Origin of the sequence: Citrobacter sp. Ca225 (genome assembly GCF_030337175.1) — a bacterium.
Classification (GTDB): Bacteria; Pseudomonadota; Gammaproteobacteria; order Enterobacterales; family Enterobacteriaceae; genus Citrobacter_A; species Citrobacter_A amalonaticus.
In genome coordinates this window covers 198,134-214,279 of sequence record NZ_JAOWCD010000099.1, presented here as the reverse complement: position 1 = coordinate 214,279, position 16,146 = coordinate 198,134, and the positions used below count along the sequence as shown (strand labels likewise).

The window sequence follows — 16,146 nt, the reverse complement described above, 5'->3', positions numbered from 1 at the left end:
TTCAAAATATCTTTCGAAAAACGACTGTTCTATGAATGAAAATTTAAAAACTGTTTATTATCAATGAATTATATATTTTATTCTGGATGGTGTATATATTTAATAAATAGATTCCTATTAAACGGCTTTCTATGTTTGTGATCTAAATCCTGTTTATTTGTCTTTGCGCGGAATAGGTGTTTAAATAATTTTAGAGGAAGAAGTGTGAGGCGCGTAACGGAATAAAGCATAATGTTTCTATACGCCATTTTATTATTGTTAATAAAATGATAAATATGATGGTGAGTTGTTTGCAATTCCCGCGTTGGGACATGAAAAATTCAGCATATTACATTGACTTTATATTTGTGAAGCAGTTAACACTTCGTCGAAATAGTTTTAAAGCGCACTCCGATTAACGCTGTTTCCTGTGGGCGATCAACGTAAATTTATAATCGTCAGTATTAAACGCATTGCGACTGTATTCGAATACCTGTCCTCCCTTTAAAAAACCACGCGATACTTTTTCCAGGATTGGCTTTGTGAGCGGGATAGCAAGCAGGCGGCTCATCTCTTCGGTGGGCATCAGTGGAATCAACTCCTGCTCACTGCGTTCAATGACCTGTTTCTTCACCTCTTCAATGAAGTGGTACTTTGAGTTTTCCATCACCTGCCAGGTTAAATCAGGGAATAATGCCAACGGCATCCACGTCTCCTCCAGCGCGACTGGTTTTTGCTTGATGTAACGCACCCGCTTGACGTGCCAGACCCGTTTGTCATCAGCCAGTTGTAATTGATTTTTCAAAAAATCATCGGCCTGAATCACTTCGAAAACCAGCACGTCGCTGTGCGTATCGCTGCTACGGTCGGTCAGCTTTTCATCAAAACTGGTTAATTGATAGATGTCGTAATTAACCCGATCCTCTTTAACGTATGTGCCGCTGCCCTGAATGCTTTCGATGATCTGCTGCTCGGTTAACTGCCTTAGCGCCTGACGCACGGTGACCCTACTGACCCCAAATGCCGCCTGTAGCGCGGATTCTGTCGGCAGAGCATCACCGGGCTTCAACTCACCTCGCTGGATTTGTTCACGGATCCCGTCGGCTATCTGTCGATAAAGTGGTTTTCGGCTCATGGTTTTTTCTGTCAGGTTGTTAAGACGACTTTTCACATTATGCCTAATGAATTGAATGTGTAAATAATACAAATTAAATACAAATTATCGTCTTTAAGTGAAAATGATCACATAAATGTATTGTTTTGTCTGGCACACTCCTTCGCACATAAAACAACCATTTTGTGAGGATCATGATGAACCTGACGACGTTAACCCAGCGGGACGCGCTGTGCCTGAACGCCCGGTTTACCAGCCGTGAAGAGGCGATTCGTACGTTAGCGCAGCGGCTGACGGCGTTGGGCAAAATTGCTGATTCTGATACCTTTCTGGAAGCCGTGTTTGCACGTGAAAACCTCGGACCGACTGCGTTAGGAGAAGGGCTGGCGGTACCACACGGGAAAACGTCGGCTGTGAAAGAAGCCGCTTTTGCGGTGGCGACGCTCAGCAAGCCCCTGAGCTGGGAAGGGGTCGACGGTCCGGAAGCTGTTGACCTGATTTTCCTGCTCGCCATCCCACAGGAAGAGGCGGGCAGTACCCATATGCAATTGTTGACCGCGCTCACCACGAGGCTGACTGATGAAGAAACGCGAGCCCGTGTTATGGCGGCAACGAGTGCTGACGAGCTGTTGGCGGCGCTGGATGACAACGGGCATGGACCAATGGTCGCAACGCCATTCAACGCCCCCACAATTGTGTGTGTGACCGCCTGTCCGGCGGGGATCGCGCATACCTATATGGCGGCGGAATATCTGGAGAAAGCCGGACGGAAGCTGGGCGTCAATGTGTTTGTTGAAAAGCAGGGCGCTAACGGTATTGAAGGGCGCTTAACGGCAGATCAACTGAATTCGGCCAGTGCCTGTATTTTGGCCGCTGAGGTGGCAATCAAAGAGAGCGAACGGTTTGCGGGGATCCCGGTGCTGACGGTACCCGTCGCCGAACCGATTCGCCATGCTGAGCAACTGATCCGGCAAGCGTTGGCGCTTGAACCACAAAATGTCAAGCGCGTGCGGCAGGAAGAGAGCCATCAGTCTAAAGGGCTTAAGACGGAGTTAAAACAGGCCTTACTGAGTGGGATCTCCTTTGCTGTGCCGCTGATTGTTGCGGGTGGGACGGTACTTGCTGTCGCGGTATTACTGGCGCAGATATTCGGTCTGCAACCGCTGTTCGAACAGGAGAACTCCTGGCTGTGGATGTATCGCAAACTTGGCGGTGGAATGCTCGGTGTGTTGATGGTGCCTGTACTGGCGGCTTACACCGCGTATTCTCTGGCGGATAAACCCGCACTGGCACCCGGTTTTGCTGCCGGGCTTGCCGCGAACATGATTGGTTCCGGTTTTCTTGGCGCAATCGCAGGGGGATTAATTGCTGGATACCTGATGCGCTGGGTGAAAAAACACCTGCGATTGAGCAGTAAATTCAACGGTTTTTTGTCGTTTTACCTCTATCCGGTGGTTGGTACGCTGGGGGCAGGCAGCCTGATGTTGTTTGTTGTCGGCGAACCGGTGGCATGGATTAACAACAGCCTGACCGCCTGGCTTAACGGTTTATCTGGGGCGAATGCGCTGCTGCTTGGCGCGATTCTCGGCTTTATGTGTTCATTTGATTTGGGGGGCCCGGTCAATAAGGCCGCCTATGCCTTTTGTCTGGGGGCGATGGCGAACGGCGTCTACGGTCCTTATGCCATCTTTGCCTCGGTCAAAATGGTCTCAGCATTTACGGTGACCGCGTCAACGTTAATTTCTCCCCGTCTGTTTAAAGAGTTTGAAATTGAAACCGGGAAATCCACATGGCTGCTAGGGCTGGCGGGTATTACAGAAGGGGCAATCCCGATGGCGATTGAAGATCCTGTGCGGGTGATTGGCTCCTTTGTCCTCGGGTCAATGGCGACAGGGGCAATGGTTGGGGCGATGAATATTGGTCTCTCAACGCCTGGCGCGGGTATTTTTTCACTCTTTTTGCTGCACGATGCCGGGTACGGCGGCGTACTGGCCGCGGCAGGCTGGTTCGGTGCGGCGCTGGTGGGAACCGTTATCTCAACGCTGGTTTTGCTGCTCTGGCGACGCTATGCGGTGAAGCAGGGTAAATATACGACTGATGGCGTAATGTCTTAATTCTGAACAGGAAACGAAGATGAAAGCTGTATCTCGCGTTCACATTACCCCGCATATGCACTGGGATCGGGAGTGGTATTTTACCACCGAAGCGTCACGCATTTTGCTGGTCAACAATATGGAAGAGATCCTCACCCGACTGGAACAGGATACCGACTATAAATATTACGTTCTTGATGGACAGACGGCAGTGCTGGAGGATTACTTTGCGATAAAGCCGGAAAATACCCATCGGGTACAACGTCTGGTGCAAACCGGAAAGTTAATTATCGGCCCATGGTACACCCAGACGGATACCACCATTGTCTCCGGTGAGTCTATTGTGCGTAACCTGCTGTATGGCATGCGTGATTGCCTGGCTTTTGGCGAGCCGATGAAAATTGGCTATCTACCCGATTCCTTTGGCATGTCGGGACAGCTTCCGCATATCTACAACGGATTTGGCATCACCCGCACGATGTTCTGGCGCGGTTGTTCAGAGCGACACGGTACCGATAAGACCGAGTTTTTATGGCAAAGCAGCGATGGCAGTGAAGTCGTCGCGCAGGTATTGCCACTGGGTTACGCGATTGGTAAGTACTTACCCGAGGATGAGAGCGGGCTGCGCAAACGGCTTGACAGCTATTTTGAGGTGCTGGAAAAAGCGTCTGTGACAAAAGAGATATTGCTGCCGAATGGTCACGATCAGATGCCGCTGCAACAGAACATTTTTGCGGTGATGGACAAACTGCGCGAGATCTACCCGCAGCGAAAGTTTGTGATGAGCCGTTTTGAAGCGGTGTTTGAACATATCGAGAATCGACGTGAACAACTGGCCACGCTGAAAGGCGAATTTATTGACGGTAAGTATATGCGGGTACACCGCACGATTGGCTCGACGCGGATGGACATTAAACTCCTTCATGCGCGTATTGAAAATAAGGTAGTCAATATCCTTGAACCTCTGGCGACGCTGGCCTGGACGCTTGGCTTTGAGTATCACCACGGTTTGCTGGAAAAAATGTGGAAAGAGATTTTAAAGAATCATGCTCACGACAGCATTGGATGTTGCTGCAGCGATAAGGTTCACCGGGAAATCATCGCGCGCTTCGAACTGGCGGAGGATATGGCGGATAACCTGATCCGTTTTTATCTGCGCAAAATCACGGACAACATGCCGCTTAGCGACAGCGATAAACTGGTGCTGTTTAACCTGATGCCGTGGCCGCGTGAAGAGGTGATTAACACAACCATCCGCCTGAGAGGTCATCAGTTTTGCCTGCGTGACGATCGGGGAAATCCCGTTCCCTTTTTTGTTCGCGGGGTTCGCGAAATCGATCCTGGTCTGATAGACAGGCAGATCGTGCATTACGGTAACTACGAACCGTTTATGGAGTTTGATATCCAAATCCAGCAGATAGTACCGTCGATGGGTTATCGCACGCTGTACGTAACGCAAGGGGAGGCGGGAAATCACGTTGCACCAGAAACGCCAGGGGCAGAAGTGCTGGAAAATGCGTTCTGGCAGATAGCCGTTAACGACGACGGAACGCTGCGTCTGTATGACAAAGATAGCGGCATCTGCTATGACCGCGTTCTGGTGCTGGAAGAGGGATCTGATGATGGGGATGAGTATGACTACTCGCCCGCCAGAGAAGAGTGGCGGTTGACTTCCGCATCGGTAAAAGCAGAGTGTGTTATGACCCATGAAGCCTGGCAAAGCCGGGCGCGGATTCGTTATCAAATGGACGTGCCGCTCAATCTTACGGAACGTCGCGCTCGCCAGCGTAGCGGTAGGGTTGGGGTTGAAATAACGGTCATCCTGAGTCACAACAGCAGGCGAATTGATATTGAAGTCCTTCTGGACAATCAGGCAGACGATCATCGTCTGCGGGTACTGATCCCCACTCCGTTTGTGACCGACACTGTGCTGGCAGATACGCAGTTTGGTACGGTGAGTCGCCCCGTGCGGGATCCCGCACTGGCAAACTGGCGGGAAGAGGGCTGGAAAGAGGCACCGATTCCCGTCTGGAATATGCTTAACTATGCGACGCTTCAGGAGGGCAAAAATGGTCTGGCAGTTTTCACTGAAGGATTGCGGGAATTTGAAGTGCTGGGTGACCGGGAAAAAACTTTCGCCATCACGCTACTACGCGGTGTAGGACTACTGGGGAAAGAGGATCTGCTTTTGCGTCCAGGTCGTCCTTCAGGCATTAAAATGGCGGTACCGGATGCACAACTGCGCGGACGGTTGCACTGTCGGTTGAGCCTTTTCAGTTATACCGGTACGCCTGTGAACGCCGGTATTGCTCAGCAGGCCAGGGCCTGGCTCACACCCGTACAGTGTTATAACAAGATTCCGTGGGATGCGATGAAACTGAACAAGGCCGGTTTCATGACGCCTGACCACTACAGTTTATTCACTATGCCACCGGTTGGGTGTCAGTTGAGCACCCTGAAGAAAGCTGAAGGGAGGAATGAACTGATCCTGCGCCTGTTTAATCCCTCCGATTCGGAGCCATGCGACGCAACGGTTGCCTTCGGCAGCGCGGTTCAATCGTGTACAGAAACGTGCCTGGATGAGCAGCCGCTTAAGAGCGTTGATGAAAAGCGCAGCGACTTCGGCCCGGTTTTGCCGGGACAAACACGAACGTTCAGCTACAAAATTGTGTGAATAGCCAGCAAACAGACACAAGCCACGCATCGCGTGGCTTTTTTCTTAACAGAATAATAACTGTGCGGTGTTAATTTATACCGCTATAAAAGTGAAATAATTGTGAATGTTGACGCGTGAAATTTATATCCTGGCAAATAACAATAAATTGTCTACGCTGAACTCATCGGGAAAGGGAAGATAAATTCCTGTGTTGGCGTTAATTAAAACACTGTTTTTTTATATATACATTTTCACTTAGTAACCATCCCTCCCGTAGATGCACATGTTTGCAACATGTTTTTCACCATAATTACTCCATTTAAACATAGTTAACAAAAAGTCCTGTTTTTGATTTAAATCAAGGTTTAAACATTGGAAAACCGACGTGAAACGAGTTAAATTGTCGCCGATCAAATTGGTGGAAAAGTGATGAATTCGCTATAAATTGATCACTGTCGAAAAATGCAAATATTCCTCAATAAAAACCTGTTTATTGTAAGGATTTTGCGGCGTAATATAATTGCGGGATCAATTTGAGTTTTTTATTAACATGTTTGTAACCTTTCGCCCTTTCTGTTTCCTTCTCCAGGAAAACGGCAACGGCGAGAGTGCACAAATAAATTTGTATTGGGGCATGCGTGTGACCCTTTCTAACGGGGTTCACTCTCGGAGTCTTCATGCGATGAGCAAGGAGTCATGATGTTAGATATAGTCGAACTGTCGCGCTTACAGTTTGCCTTGACCGCGATGTACCACTTCCTCTTTGTGCCACTGACGCTCGGTATGGCGTTCCTGCTGGCCATTATGGAAACGGTTTACGTCCTTTCCGGCAAACAGATTTATAAAGATATGACTAAGTTCTGGGGCAAGTTGTTTGGTATCAACTTCGCCCTGGGTGTCGCAACCGGGCTGACCATGGAGTTCCAGTTCGGGACAAACTGGTCTTACTATTCCCACTACGTTGGGGATATCTTCGGTGCGCCGCTGGCGATCGAAGGTCTGATGGCCTTCTTCCTCGAATCCACCTTTGTAGGTCTGTTCTTCTTCGGCTGGGATCGTCTGGGTAAAGTTCAGCACATGGCGGTAACCTGGCTGGTCGCATTAGGTTCTAACCTGTCCGCTCTGTGGATCCTGGTCGCAAACGGCTGGATGCAGAACCCTATCGCATCGGATTTCAACTTCGAAACCATGCGTATGGAGATGGTGAGCTTCTCTGAACTGGTCCTTAACCCGGTAGCCCAGGTGAAATTTGTGCACACCGTGGCGTCTGGCTACGTGACCGGTGCGATGTTCATCCTCGGTATCAGTGCTTATTACCTGCTGAAAGGTCGCGACATCGCTTTCGCAAAACGCTCTTTTGCTATCGCTGCCAGTTTCGGTATGGCTGCTGTGTTGTCTGTTATCGTTCTGGGTGATGAATCCGGTTACGAAATGGGTGACGTGCAGAAAACCAAACTCGCGGCCATTGAAGCAGAGTGGGAGACTCAGCCCGCTCCAGCTGCCTTTACCCTGTTTGGTATTCCGGATCAGGATTCGCAGGAAAACAAACTGGCGATTCAGATCCCGTATGCGCTGGGCATCATTGCGACACGTTCTGTCGACACGCCAGTTATCGGTCTGAAAGACCTGATGGTGCAGCATGAAGAGCGTATCCGTAACGGGATGAAAGCGTATGAACTGCTGGAGCAACTGCGTGCCGGTTCGACCGACCAGGCGGTTCGCGATCAGTTCAACGTGATGAAAAAAGACCTCGGTTACGGCCTGCTGCTGAAACGCTATACCCCGAACGTCTCTGATGCGACTGAAGCGCAGATTCAGCAGGCGACGAAAGATTCTATTCCTCGCGTTGCGCCGCTGTATTTTGCCTTCCGTATCATGGTGGCCTGTGGCTTCCTGCTGCTGGCGATCATTGCGCTCTCCTTCTGGAGCGTGATTCGTAACCGCATCGGTGAGAAGAAATGGCTGCTGCGCGCCGCGCTGTACGGTATTCCACTGCCGTGGATTGCAGTAGAAGCCGGCTGGTTTGTTGCCGAATATGGCCGTCAGCCGTGGGCGATCGGTGAGGTGTTGCCAACCGCAGTGGCGAACTCGTCGCTGACCGTCGGTGACCTGCTGTTCTCCATGATCCTGATTTGTGGCCTGTATACCCTGTTCCTGGTGGCTGAACTGTTCCTGATGTTCAAGTTCGCACGCCTTGGCCCAAGCAGCCTGAAAACGGGTCGCTACCACTATGAGCAGTCCACCGTGGCTTCTCAGCCGGCACGCTAAGACAGGAGTCGTCAAATGATCGATTATGAAGTACTACGTTTTATCTGGTGGCTGCTGGTTGGCATTCTGCTGATTGGTTTTGCGGTCACCGATGGCTTCGACATGGGGGTGGGCATGCTCACCCGTTTCCTCGGTCGTAACGACACCGAGCGTCGAATTATGATTAACTCCATCGCCCCGCACTGGGACGGTAACCAGGTGTGGCTGATCACCGCGGGTGGCGCGTTGTTTGCAGCCTGGCCGATGGTCTACGCCGCGGCGTTTTCCGGTTTCTATGTGGCGATGATCCTCGTGCTGGCATCCTTGTTCTTCCGTCCGGTCGGTTTTGATTACCGCTCTAAGATTGAAGACACCCGCTGGCGCAACATGTGGGACTGGGGCATCTTCGTGGGGAGCTTCGTGCCGCCGCTGGTGATCGGCGTGGCATTCGGCAACCTGTTGCAGGGCGTACCGTTCCATATCGATGAGTATCTGCGTCTGTTCTACACCGGTAATTTCTTCCAGTTGCTGAATCCGTTTGGTCTGCTGGCGGGCGTGGTGAGCGTAGGGATGATCATTACTCAGGGCGCAACTTATCTGCAAATGCGTACCGTGGGTGAACTGCACCTGCGTGCACGTGCGACATCGCAGATTGCGGCGCTGGTCACTCTGGTCTGCTTCGCACTGGCGGGTGTCTGGGTGATGTACGGTATTGATGGCTACGTGGTGACCTCTGCGATTGATCATCATGCGGCGTCTAACCCGCTGACCAAAGAAGTGGCACGTGAAGCGGGTGCCTGGATGGTCAACTTCAACAATGCACCGATCCTGTGGCTGGTTCCGGCACTGGGTGTGGCGCTGCCGTTGCTGACGATTCTGACGTCCCGCATGGAGAAAGGGGCATGGGCATTCCTGTTCTCTTCTCTGACGCTGGCCTGCATCATCCTGACTGCCGGTATCGCCATGTTCCCGTTCGTGATGCCTTCAAGCACCATGATGAACGCGAGCCTGACCATGTGGGATGCGACGTCCAGTCAGTTGACGCTGAATCTGATGACCTGGGTTGCTGTGGTGTTTGTTCCGATCATTCTCATCTACACCAGCTGGTGTTACTGGAAAATGTTCGGTCGCATCACCAAAGAGCATATTGAAAATAATACCCACTCTCTGTACTAAGTAAGGAGCAAACTATGTGGTATTTCGCCTGGATTCTGGGAACGCTTCTTGCCTGTGCATTTGGGATCATCACTGCGCTGGCCCTTGAGCACGTCGAGGCAAGCAAAGACGGTCAAGAAGAACACTGATGACCACCCTGATCGCGATGCAATATAACGCGATGGACAAGCGCCCGTTACGGGCGCTTTCTTTGGTGATGGCGCTAGTGTTAGCAGGATGTATGTTTTGGGATCCCTCCCGCTTCGCGGCTAAAACCAGCGGGCTGGAAATCTGGCACGGTCTGCTGCTGATGTGGGCGGTCTGTGCGGGCATCATTCATGGCGTGGGCTTTCGTCCTCGCGCCGCGCACTGGCAGGGGATTTTCTCTCCGCTACTCGCCGATATCGTGCTTATTGTCGGTCTGATATTCTTCTTCTTTTGAATAAGAAACATCCTGAATGATCTATGGGCTTGCATAAGCCCATATATTTTTACTCTCCCTTAACTTCCCCCCATTCCCAAGCCTCAATCGCGCGCGTATAGTAGCAACGTTTAAAAGCACTAACGTGAGGCTGTGTCCTGCCATCCGTAAACAATGGCAGTCAACAACCTAATTGCATTACCGGGATGTAAAGTGAATACAACGCTATATACAACAGCATTCTTGAAGCATCGCGGCGGTAAGTACGCGAATCACCAGGAGCTTACAGGCGTAAGTGACGGTGTGAGTGGACGAAGCCAACAAAAAGGCAGCAGGAATGAATAAGTATATATTTCGATGGCCGGTACGTGTTTACTATGAAGACACCGACGCCGGTGGTGTGGTTTATCACGCCAGTTACGTCGCTTTTTATGAACGAGCACGCACAGAGATGCTGCGTCATCATCACTTCAGTCAGCAGGTGCTGTTGGCTGAGCGAGTTGCCTTCGTGGTGCGTAAAATGACGCTGGAATACTACGCGCCTGCGCGACTCGACGATATGCTCGAAATCCAAACAGAAATTACGTCAATGCGTGGCACCTCTTTGGTTTTCACGCAACGCATTGTCAACGCAGAGAACACCGTGCTCAATGAGGCTGAGGTTCTGATTGTTTGCGTTGATCCACTCAAAATGAAGCCTCGTGCGCTTCCCAAGTCTATTGTCGCGGAGTTTAAGCAGTGACTGACATGAATATCCTTGATTTGTTCCTGAAGGCAAGCCTTCTGGTTAAACTTATCATGTTGATTTTGATTGGTTTTTCAATCGCATCCTGGGCCATCATTATCCAGCGGACCCGTATTCTTAACGCCGCCGCGCGTGAAGCCGAAGCGTTCGAAGACAAATTCTGGTCCGGAATTGAACTGTCTCGCCTGTATCAGGAGAGTCAGGGACGCCGTGATAATCTGGCGGGTTCGGAACAAATCTTTTATAGCGGGTTCAAAGAGTTTGCACGATTGCATCGGGCAAACAGCCATGCGCCGGAAGCAGTGGTGGAAGGGGCATCTCGTGCGATGCGGATCTCGATGAACCGTGAACTTGAAACGCTGGAAACGCATATTCCGTTCCTCGGCACCGTGGGTTCCATCAGCCCGTATATCGGTCTGTTCGGTACCGTGTGGGGGATCATGCATGCGTTTATTGCGCTCGGGGCGGTAAAACAGGCGACGTTGCAGATGGTTGCTCCGGGTATCGCGGAAGCATTGATTGCTACGGCAATTGGTCTGTTTGCGGCAATCCCGGCGGTCATGGCCTACAACCGTCTGAATCAGCGTGTTAACAAGCTGGAACTGAATTACGACAACTTTATGGAAGAGTTCACCGCGATTCTGCACCGTCAGGCGTTTACCGTTAGCGAAAGCAACAAGGGGTAAGCCATGGCCAGATCGCGTGGACGAGGTCGTCGCGACCTGAAGTCCGAAATCAACATCGTACCGTTGCTCGACGTGCTGTTGGTGCTGCTGCTGATCTTTATGGCGACAGCGCCGATCATTACGCAGAGCGTGGAAGTCGATCTGCCGGATGCGACCGAGTCGCAGGCCGTTAGCAGTAACGATAATCCGCCGGTCATTATTGAGGTTTCCGGAGTAGGGCAGTACAGCGTGGTGGTTGAGAAAGATCGTATGGATCAACTGCCGCCGGAACAGGTGATCGCCGAGGCGAAAAGTCGCCTGGAGTCCAATCCGAAAACGGTCTTCTTGATCGGGGGCGCGAAAGATGTGCCTTACGATGAAATAATTAAAGCGCTGAACTTGTTGCACAGTGCAGGTGTGAAGTCGGTTGGCTTAATGACGCAGCCTATCTGATCATTTGCGTCTCTGGTTTTAAAGAGAACGTGTAACAGGCTAACAGTTTTTGGGAACCGAGAGTGTCAAAGGCAACCGAACAAAACGACAAGCTCAAACGGGCGATAATTATTTCAGCGGTGCTGCATGTCATCCTATTTGCAGTCCTGATCTGGAGTTCGTTCGATGAGCATATTGAGGCTTCAACCGGCGGCGGCGGTGGTTCTTCCATCGATGCCGTGATGGTTGATCCTGGCGCCGTGGTTCAGCAGTACGAACGTCAGCAGCAGCAACAGTCAAGTGCGCAGCGTGCCAAAGAGCAACGTGAAAAACTGGAGCAGCAGCAGGCGGAAGAGCTTCGTGAGAAGCAGGCTGCCGAACAGGAACGGCTTAAGCAGATCGAGAAAGAACGTTTAGCGGCTCAGGAACAGCAGAAGCAGGCTGAAGCCGACGCGAAGAAAGCGCAGGAACAGCAGAAACAGGCTGAAGAAGCGGCGAAGAAAGCCGCGGCGGATGCCAAAGCGAAAGCTGATGCGCAGGTGAAAGAAGCCGCAGAAGCCGCGAAAAAAGCCGCGGCGGATGCACAGAAGAAAGCCGAAGCAGAGGCGGCAAAAGCCGCTGCTGACGCGAAGAAGAAAGCAGAAGCAGAAGCGGCTAAAGCGGCTGCCGATGCGAAGAAGAAAGCCGAGGCCGAAGCCGCTAAGCAAGCCGCCGCGGAAAAAGCGGCTGCAGCCAAAGCCGCCGCCGCCGCCGAGAAAGCCGCTGCTGAGAAAAAAGCCGCCGAGAAAGCCGCTGCTGAGAAAAAAGCCGCCGCAGAAAAGGCCGCCGCTGATAAAAAAGCTGCAGCTGAGAAAGCCGCTGCCGATAAGAAAGCAGCAGCCGAGAAAGCCGCTGCGGCCAAAAAGGCCGCTGCTGAAAAAGCGGCTGCAGCATCTGGCGTTGACGATCTGCTTGGCGATCTTAGCTCCGGTAAGAATGCGCCGAAAACCGGCGGTGGGGCAAAAGGGAACAACGCTTCTCCTGCGGGGAGTGGTAATACTAAAAATAATGGCGCATCAGGCGCGGATATCAGCAACTATGCCGGGCAGATTAAATCTGCCATTGAAAGCAAGTTCTACGACGCATCGTCTTATGCAGGTAAAACCTGTACGCTTCGGATAAAACTGGCTTCTGACGGTATGCTGCTCGACATTCAGTCTGAAGGTGGCGATCCCGCGCTTTGTCAGGCAGCGCTTGCTGCAGCCCGACAAGCGAAGATTCCAAAACCACCGAGCCAGGCGGTATATGAAGTGTTTAAAAACGCACCTCTGGACTTTAAACCGTAAGCTAAACTTTCCCCGTTATGACGGGGAAAACAATCTGCGGTAGTCGCTGGGTTCTGGTAGTTTTGTGTATTTGAGTTTGTTAACATTCTGCTAAATTATCGTGGGCTGATCGCCTGGATAAGGGAGATATGATGAAGCAGGCATTACGAGTAGCATTTGGTTTTCTGATGCTGTGGGCAGCGGTGCTGCACGCAGAAGTACGTATTGAGATAACCCAGGGGGTGGACTCGGCGCGCCCGATTGGGGTTGTGCCATTCCAGTGGGCTGGGCCGGGTGCTGCACCTGAAGATATCGGTGGCATTGTTGGCGCTGACCTGCGCAACAGCGGTAAATTTAATCCGTTAGATCGGTCTCGTTTGCCACAACAGCCGGGGACTGCGCAGGACGTTCAACCTGCTGCATGGTCTGCGCTGGGGATTGACGCGGTCGTGGTCGGTCAGGTGACTCCGAATCCGGACGGTTCCTACAATGTTGCTTACCAGCTGGTTGACACCGGCGGTGCGCCGGGTACTGTACTGGCTCAGAACTCTTACAAAGTGAACAAGCAGTGGCTGCGTTATGCCGGCCATACTGCCAGTGACGAAGTGTTTGAGAAACTGACCGGTATTAAAGGCGCATTCCGCACCCGTATCGCGTATGTTGTTCAGACTAACGGCGGTCAGTTCCCGTATGAACTGCGCGTGTCTGACTACGATGGCTACAACCAGTTTGTGGTTCACCGTTCACCGCAGCCGTTGATGTCTCCGGCCTGGTCTCCGGACGGTTCTAAATTGGCGTATGTCACCTTCGAAAGCGGTCGTTCTGCGCTGGTTATTCAGACGTTGTCTAACGGCGCGGTCCGTCAGGTTGCGTCATTCCCGCGTCACAACGGTGCGCCTGCGTTCTCTCCGGATGGCAGCAAACTGGCGTTTGCCCTGTCAAAAACCGGGAGCCTGAACCTGTATGTGATGGATATTGGTTCTGGTCAGATCCGTCAGGTGACCGATGGCCGCAGCAACAATACGGAGCCGACCTGGTTCCCGGACAGCCAGAACCTGGCCTTTACATCGGATCAGGCGGGTCGTCCGCAAGTGTATAAAGTTAACGTTAACGGCGGTGCTCCGCAGCGTATTACCTGGGAAGGTTCACAAAACCAGGATGCTGATGTCAGCAGCGACGGCAAATTTATGGTAATGGTAAGCTCGGCCAATGGTCAGCAGCACATTGCCAAACAAGATCTGGTAGCGGGTGGCGTACAAGTTCTGTCGTCAACGTTCCTGGACGAAACGCCAAGTCTGGCACCTAACGGCACTATGGTAATCTACAGCTCTTCTCAGGGGATGGGATCCGTGCTGAATTTGGTTTCTACAGATGGGCGTTTCAAAGCGCGTCTTCCGGCAACTGATGGACAGGTTAAATTCCCTGCCTGGTCGCCGTATCTGTGATAATAAATAATTGATTAATAAAGGAATCATTGAAATGCAACTGAACAAAGTGCTGAAAGGGCTGATGATCGCTCTGCCTGTTATGGCTATTGCGGCATGTTCTTCTAACAAGAACGCCAGCAATGACGGCAGCGAAGGCATGCTGGGTGCCGGCACTGGTATGGATGCAAACGGCAGCGGCAACATGTCCTCTGAAGAGCAGGCTCGTCTGCAGATGCAACAGCTGCAGCAGAACAACATCGTTTACTTCGATCTGGACAAGTACGATATCCGTTCTGACTTCGCTGCAATGCTGGATGCGCACGCTAACTTCCTGCGTAGCAACCCGTCTTACAAAGTCACCGTAGAAGGTCACGCGGACGAACGTGGTACTCCTGAGTACAACATCTCCCTGGGTGAACGTCGTGCGAACGCTGTTAAGATGTACCTGCAGGGTAAAGGCGTTTCTGCTGACCAGATCTCCATCGTTTCTTACGGTAAAGAAAAACCTGCAGTACTGGGTCACGACGAAGCGGCTTACTCCAAAAACCGTCGTGCCGTACTGGTTTACTAAGAGAATTGCATGAGCAGTAACTTCAGACATCATCTGTTGAGTCTGTCGTTACTGGTTGGCATAGCGGCCCCCTGGGCCGCTTTTGCTCAGGCGCCAATCAGTAGTGTCGGCTCAGGCTCGGTCGAAGACCGTGTCACTCAACTCGAGCGTATTTCTAACGCTCACAGCCAGCTTTTAACCCAACTCCAGCAGCAACTCTCTGATAATCAGGCCGATATAGACTCCCTGCGTGGTCAAATTCAGGAAAGTCAGTATCAACTGAATCAGGTAGTTGAGCGTCAGAAGCAGATCCTGTTACAGATGGACAGTCTGAGCAGCGGTGGCGCTTCCGCGCAGTCGACAAGCGGCGATCAGAGCGGATCAACTGCGGGGGCAGCGACGTCTGCGCCTGACGCAGGTGCTGCGACGTCGGGTGCGCCAGTACAAAGCGGTGATGCGAATACCGATTACAATGCGGCAATTGCCCTGGTGCAGGATAAATCCCGCCAGGATGATGCAATTGTGGCATTCCAGAACTTCATCAAAAAGTACCCTGATTCGACTTATCAGCCGAACGCCAACTACTGGCTCGGTCAGTTGAATTACAACAAGGGTAAAAAAGATGATGCCGCGTTTTATTTTGCTTCGGTGGTGAAAAACTACCCGAAGTCACCAAAGGCTGCTGACGCGATGTATAAAGTCGGTGTGATCATGCAGGACAAAGGTGACACTGCGAAAGCAAAAGCGGTTTATCAACAGGTTATCAGCAAATACCCAGGCACCGAAGGCGCAAAACAAGCGCAGAAACGTCTTGGCGCGATGTAATGCACAGCATACGACCAGAAATCGAATTATTTCTGGTCGTGTCGTGCGATTCCTAAGCAGTTGAGTGATCTACATCGAAATTTTTGTTGCGCTCAAATCTTAAATCAGTAATATATGCCGCCGTTGCCAAGGGATATCAAACAAACCAAAAGCAGCGCAAAAGTGGGTCGTTAGCTCAGTTGGTAGAGCAGTTGACTTTTAATCAATTGGTCGCAGGTTCGAATCCTGCACGACCCACCAATCGTTCTGGTGGACGCGATAGTAGAACGTGAAGGATAACGTTGCGAAAGCAACGGCCCGTAGGACGAGGCGAAGCCGAGTCATCCTGCACGACCCGTCACGAACAAAGGTAGTCAGTAATATCCAGCGTAGTATCGGGTGATTAGCTCAGCTGGGAGAGCACCTCCCTTACAAGGAGGGGGTCGGCGGTTCGATCCCGTCATCACCCACCACTCGGGTCGTTAGCTCAGTTGGTAGAGCAGTTGACTTTTAATCAATTGGTCGCAGGTTCGAATCCTGCACGACCCACCAAT

The 16,146-nt window shown here is 51.6% G+C and carries 14 protein-coding genes and 3 tRNA genes; 16 read left to right on the top strand and 1 reads right to left on the bottom strand.

The annotated features are described in order from the left end of the window. Positions 1-394 precede the first annotated feature (394 nt). Complete coding sequence (locus tag OGW13_RS19770) at positions 395-1,114, bottom strand: GntR family transcriptional regulator (RefSeq protein ID WP_043001346.1); 720 nt, start codon at positions 1,112-1,114, stop codon at positions 395-397. A gap of 176 nt (positions 1,115-1,290) precedes the next feature. Here OGW13_RS19770 and mngA point away from each other — a divergent pair, with 176 nt between their 5' ends. The 16 genes from mngA to OGW13_RS19690 all read left to right on the top strand — a co-directional run bounded on the left by mngA (position 1,291) and on the right by OGW13_RS19690 (position 16,144). Then, on the top strand, positions 1,291-3,207 hold the full coding sequence (mngA, locus tag OGW13_RS19765; protein ID WP_054176158.1) for a PTS 2-O-a-mannosyl-D-glycerate transporter subunit IIABC: 1,917 nt from the start codon (positions 1,291-1,293) through the stop codon (positions 3,205-3,207). Positions 3,208-3,226: 19 nt separating this feature from the next. Further along, entirely contained in the window at positions 3,227-5,860 is a 2,634-nt protein-coding gene (gene mngB, locus OGW13_RS19760) for a mannosylglycerate hydrolase (protein ID WP_287116405.1), read from the top strand. Positions 5,861-6,541: 681 nt separating this feature from the next. Beyond that, on the top strand, positions 6,542-8,110 hold the full coding sequence (gene cydA, locus OGW13_RS19755; RefSeq protein ID WP_043001343.1) for a cytochrome ubiquinol oxidase subunit I: 1,569 nt from the start codon (positions 6,542-6,544) through the stop codon (positions 8,108-8,110). 15 nt (positions 8,111-8,125) lie between these two features. Continuing rightward, entirely contained in the window at positions 8,126-9,265 is a 1,140-nt protein-coding gene (gene cydB / locus OGW13_RS19750; protein WP_043001342.1) for a cytochrome d ubiquinol oxidase subunit II, read from the top strand. A 14-nt stretch (positions 9,266-9,279) separates the two neighbouring features. Next, positions 9,280-9,393, top strand: coding sequence for a cytochrome bd-I oxidase subunit CydX (cydX, locus tag OGW13_RS19745; protein WP_042320599.1), 114 nt, complete (start codon positions 9,280-9,282; stop codon positions 9,391-9,393). Then, complete coding sequence (gene ybgE / locus OGW13_RS19740) at positions 9,393-9,686, top strand: cyd operon protein YbgE (RefSeq protein ID WP_042320596.1); 294 nt, start codon at positions 9,393-9,395, stop codon at positions 9,684-9,686. Before cydX ends, ybgE begins: the two co-directional genes overlap by 1 nt. A 316-nt stretch (positions 9,687-10,002) precedes the next feature. Then, a complete protein-coding gene (ybgC, locus tag OGW13_RS19735; protein WP_043001341.1) occupies positions 10,003-10,407 on the top strand; it encodes a tol-pal system-associated acyl-CoA thioesterase in 405 nt (134 codons plus the stop codon). Next, the gene (gene tolQ, locus OGW13_RS19730; RefSeq protein WP_080343208.1) at positions 10,404-11,096 is read left to right on the top strand and encodes a Tol-Pal system protein TolQ; all 693 of its coding nucleotides are present in this window, start codon (positions 10,404-10,406) and stop codon (positions 11,094-11,096) included. Before ybgC ends, tolQ begins: the two co-directional genes overlap by 4 nt. A gap of 3 nt (positions 11,097-11,099) precedes the next feature. After that, entirely contained in the window at positions 11,100-11,528 is a 429-nt protein-coding gene (tolR, locus tag OGW13_RS19725; protein WP_042320591.1) for a colicin uptake protein TolR, read from the top strand. Between the two features lie 62 nt (positions 11,529-11,590). Beyond that, on the top strand, positions 11,591-12,832 hold the full coding sequence (gene tolA / locus OGW13_RS19720) for a cell envelope integrity protein TolA (protein ID WP_287116404.1): 1,242 nt from the start codon (positions 11,591-11,593) through the stop codon (positions 12,830-12,832). Between the two features lie 131 nt (positions 12,833-12,963). Next, on the top strand, positions 12,964-14,256 hold the full coding sequence (tolB, locus tag OGW13_RS19715) for a Tol-Pal system beta propeller repeat protein TolB (protein WP_043001339.1): 1,293 nt from the start codon (positions 12,964-12,966) through the stop codon (positions 14,254-14,256). A gap of 34 nt (positions 14,257-14,290) precedes the next feature. Further along, a complete protein-coding gene (gene pal, locus OGW13_RS19710; RefSeq protein WP_006685431.1) occupies positions 14,291-14,809 on the top strand; it encodes a peptidoglycan-associated lipoprotein Pal in 519 nt (172 codons plus the stop codon). 9 nt (positions 14,810-14,818) lie between these two features. Continuing rightward, on the top strand, positions 14,819-15,613 hold the full coding sequence (gene cpoB, locus OGW13_RS19705) for a cell division protein CpoB (RefSeq protein ID WP_043001338.1): 795 nt from the start codon (positions 14,819-14,821) through the stop codon (positions 15,611-15,613). A 164-nt stretch (positions 15,614-15,777) separates the two neighbouring features. After that, positions 15,778-15,853 (top strand) — tRNA-Lys (locus tag OGW13_RS19700). A gap of 136 nt (positions 15,854-15,989) precedes the next feature. Then, positions 15,990-16,065 (top strand) — tRNA-Val (locus tag OGW13_RS19695). A 3-nt stretch (positions 16,066-16,068) separates the two neighbouring features. Continuing rightward, positions 16,069-16,144: transfer RNA gene (locus OGW13_RS19690), tRNA-Lys, on the top strand. Positions 16,145-16,146: the final 2 nt, after the last annotated feature.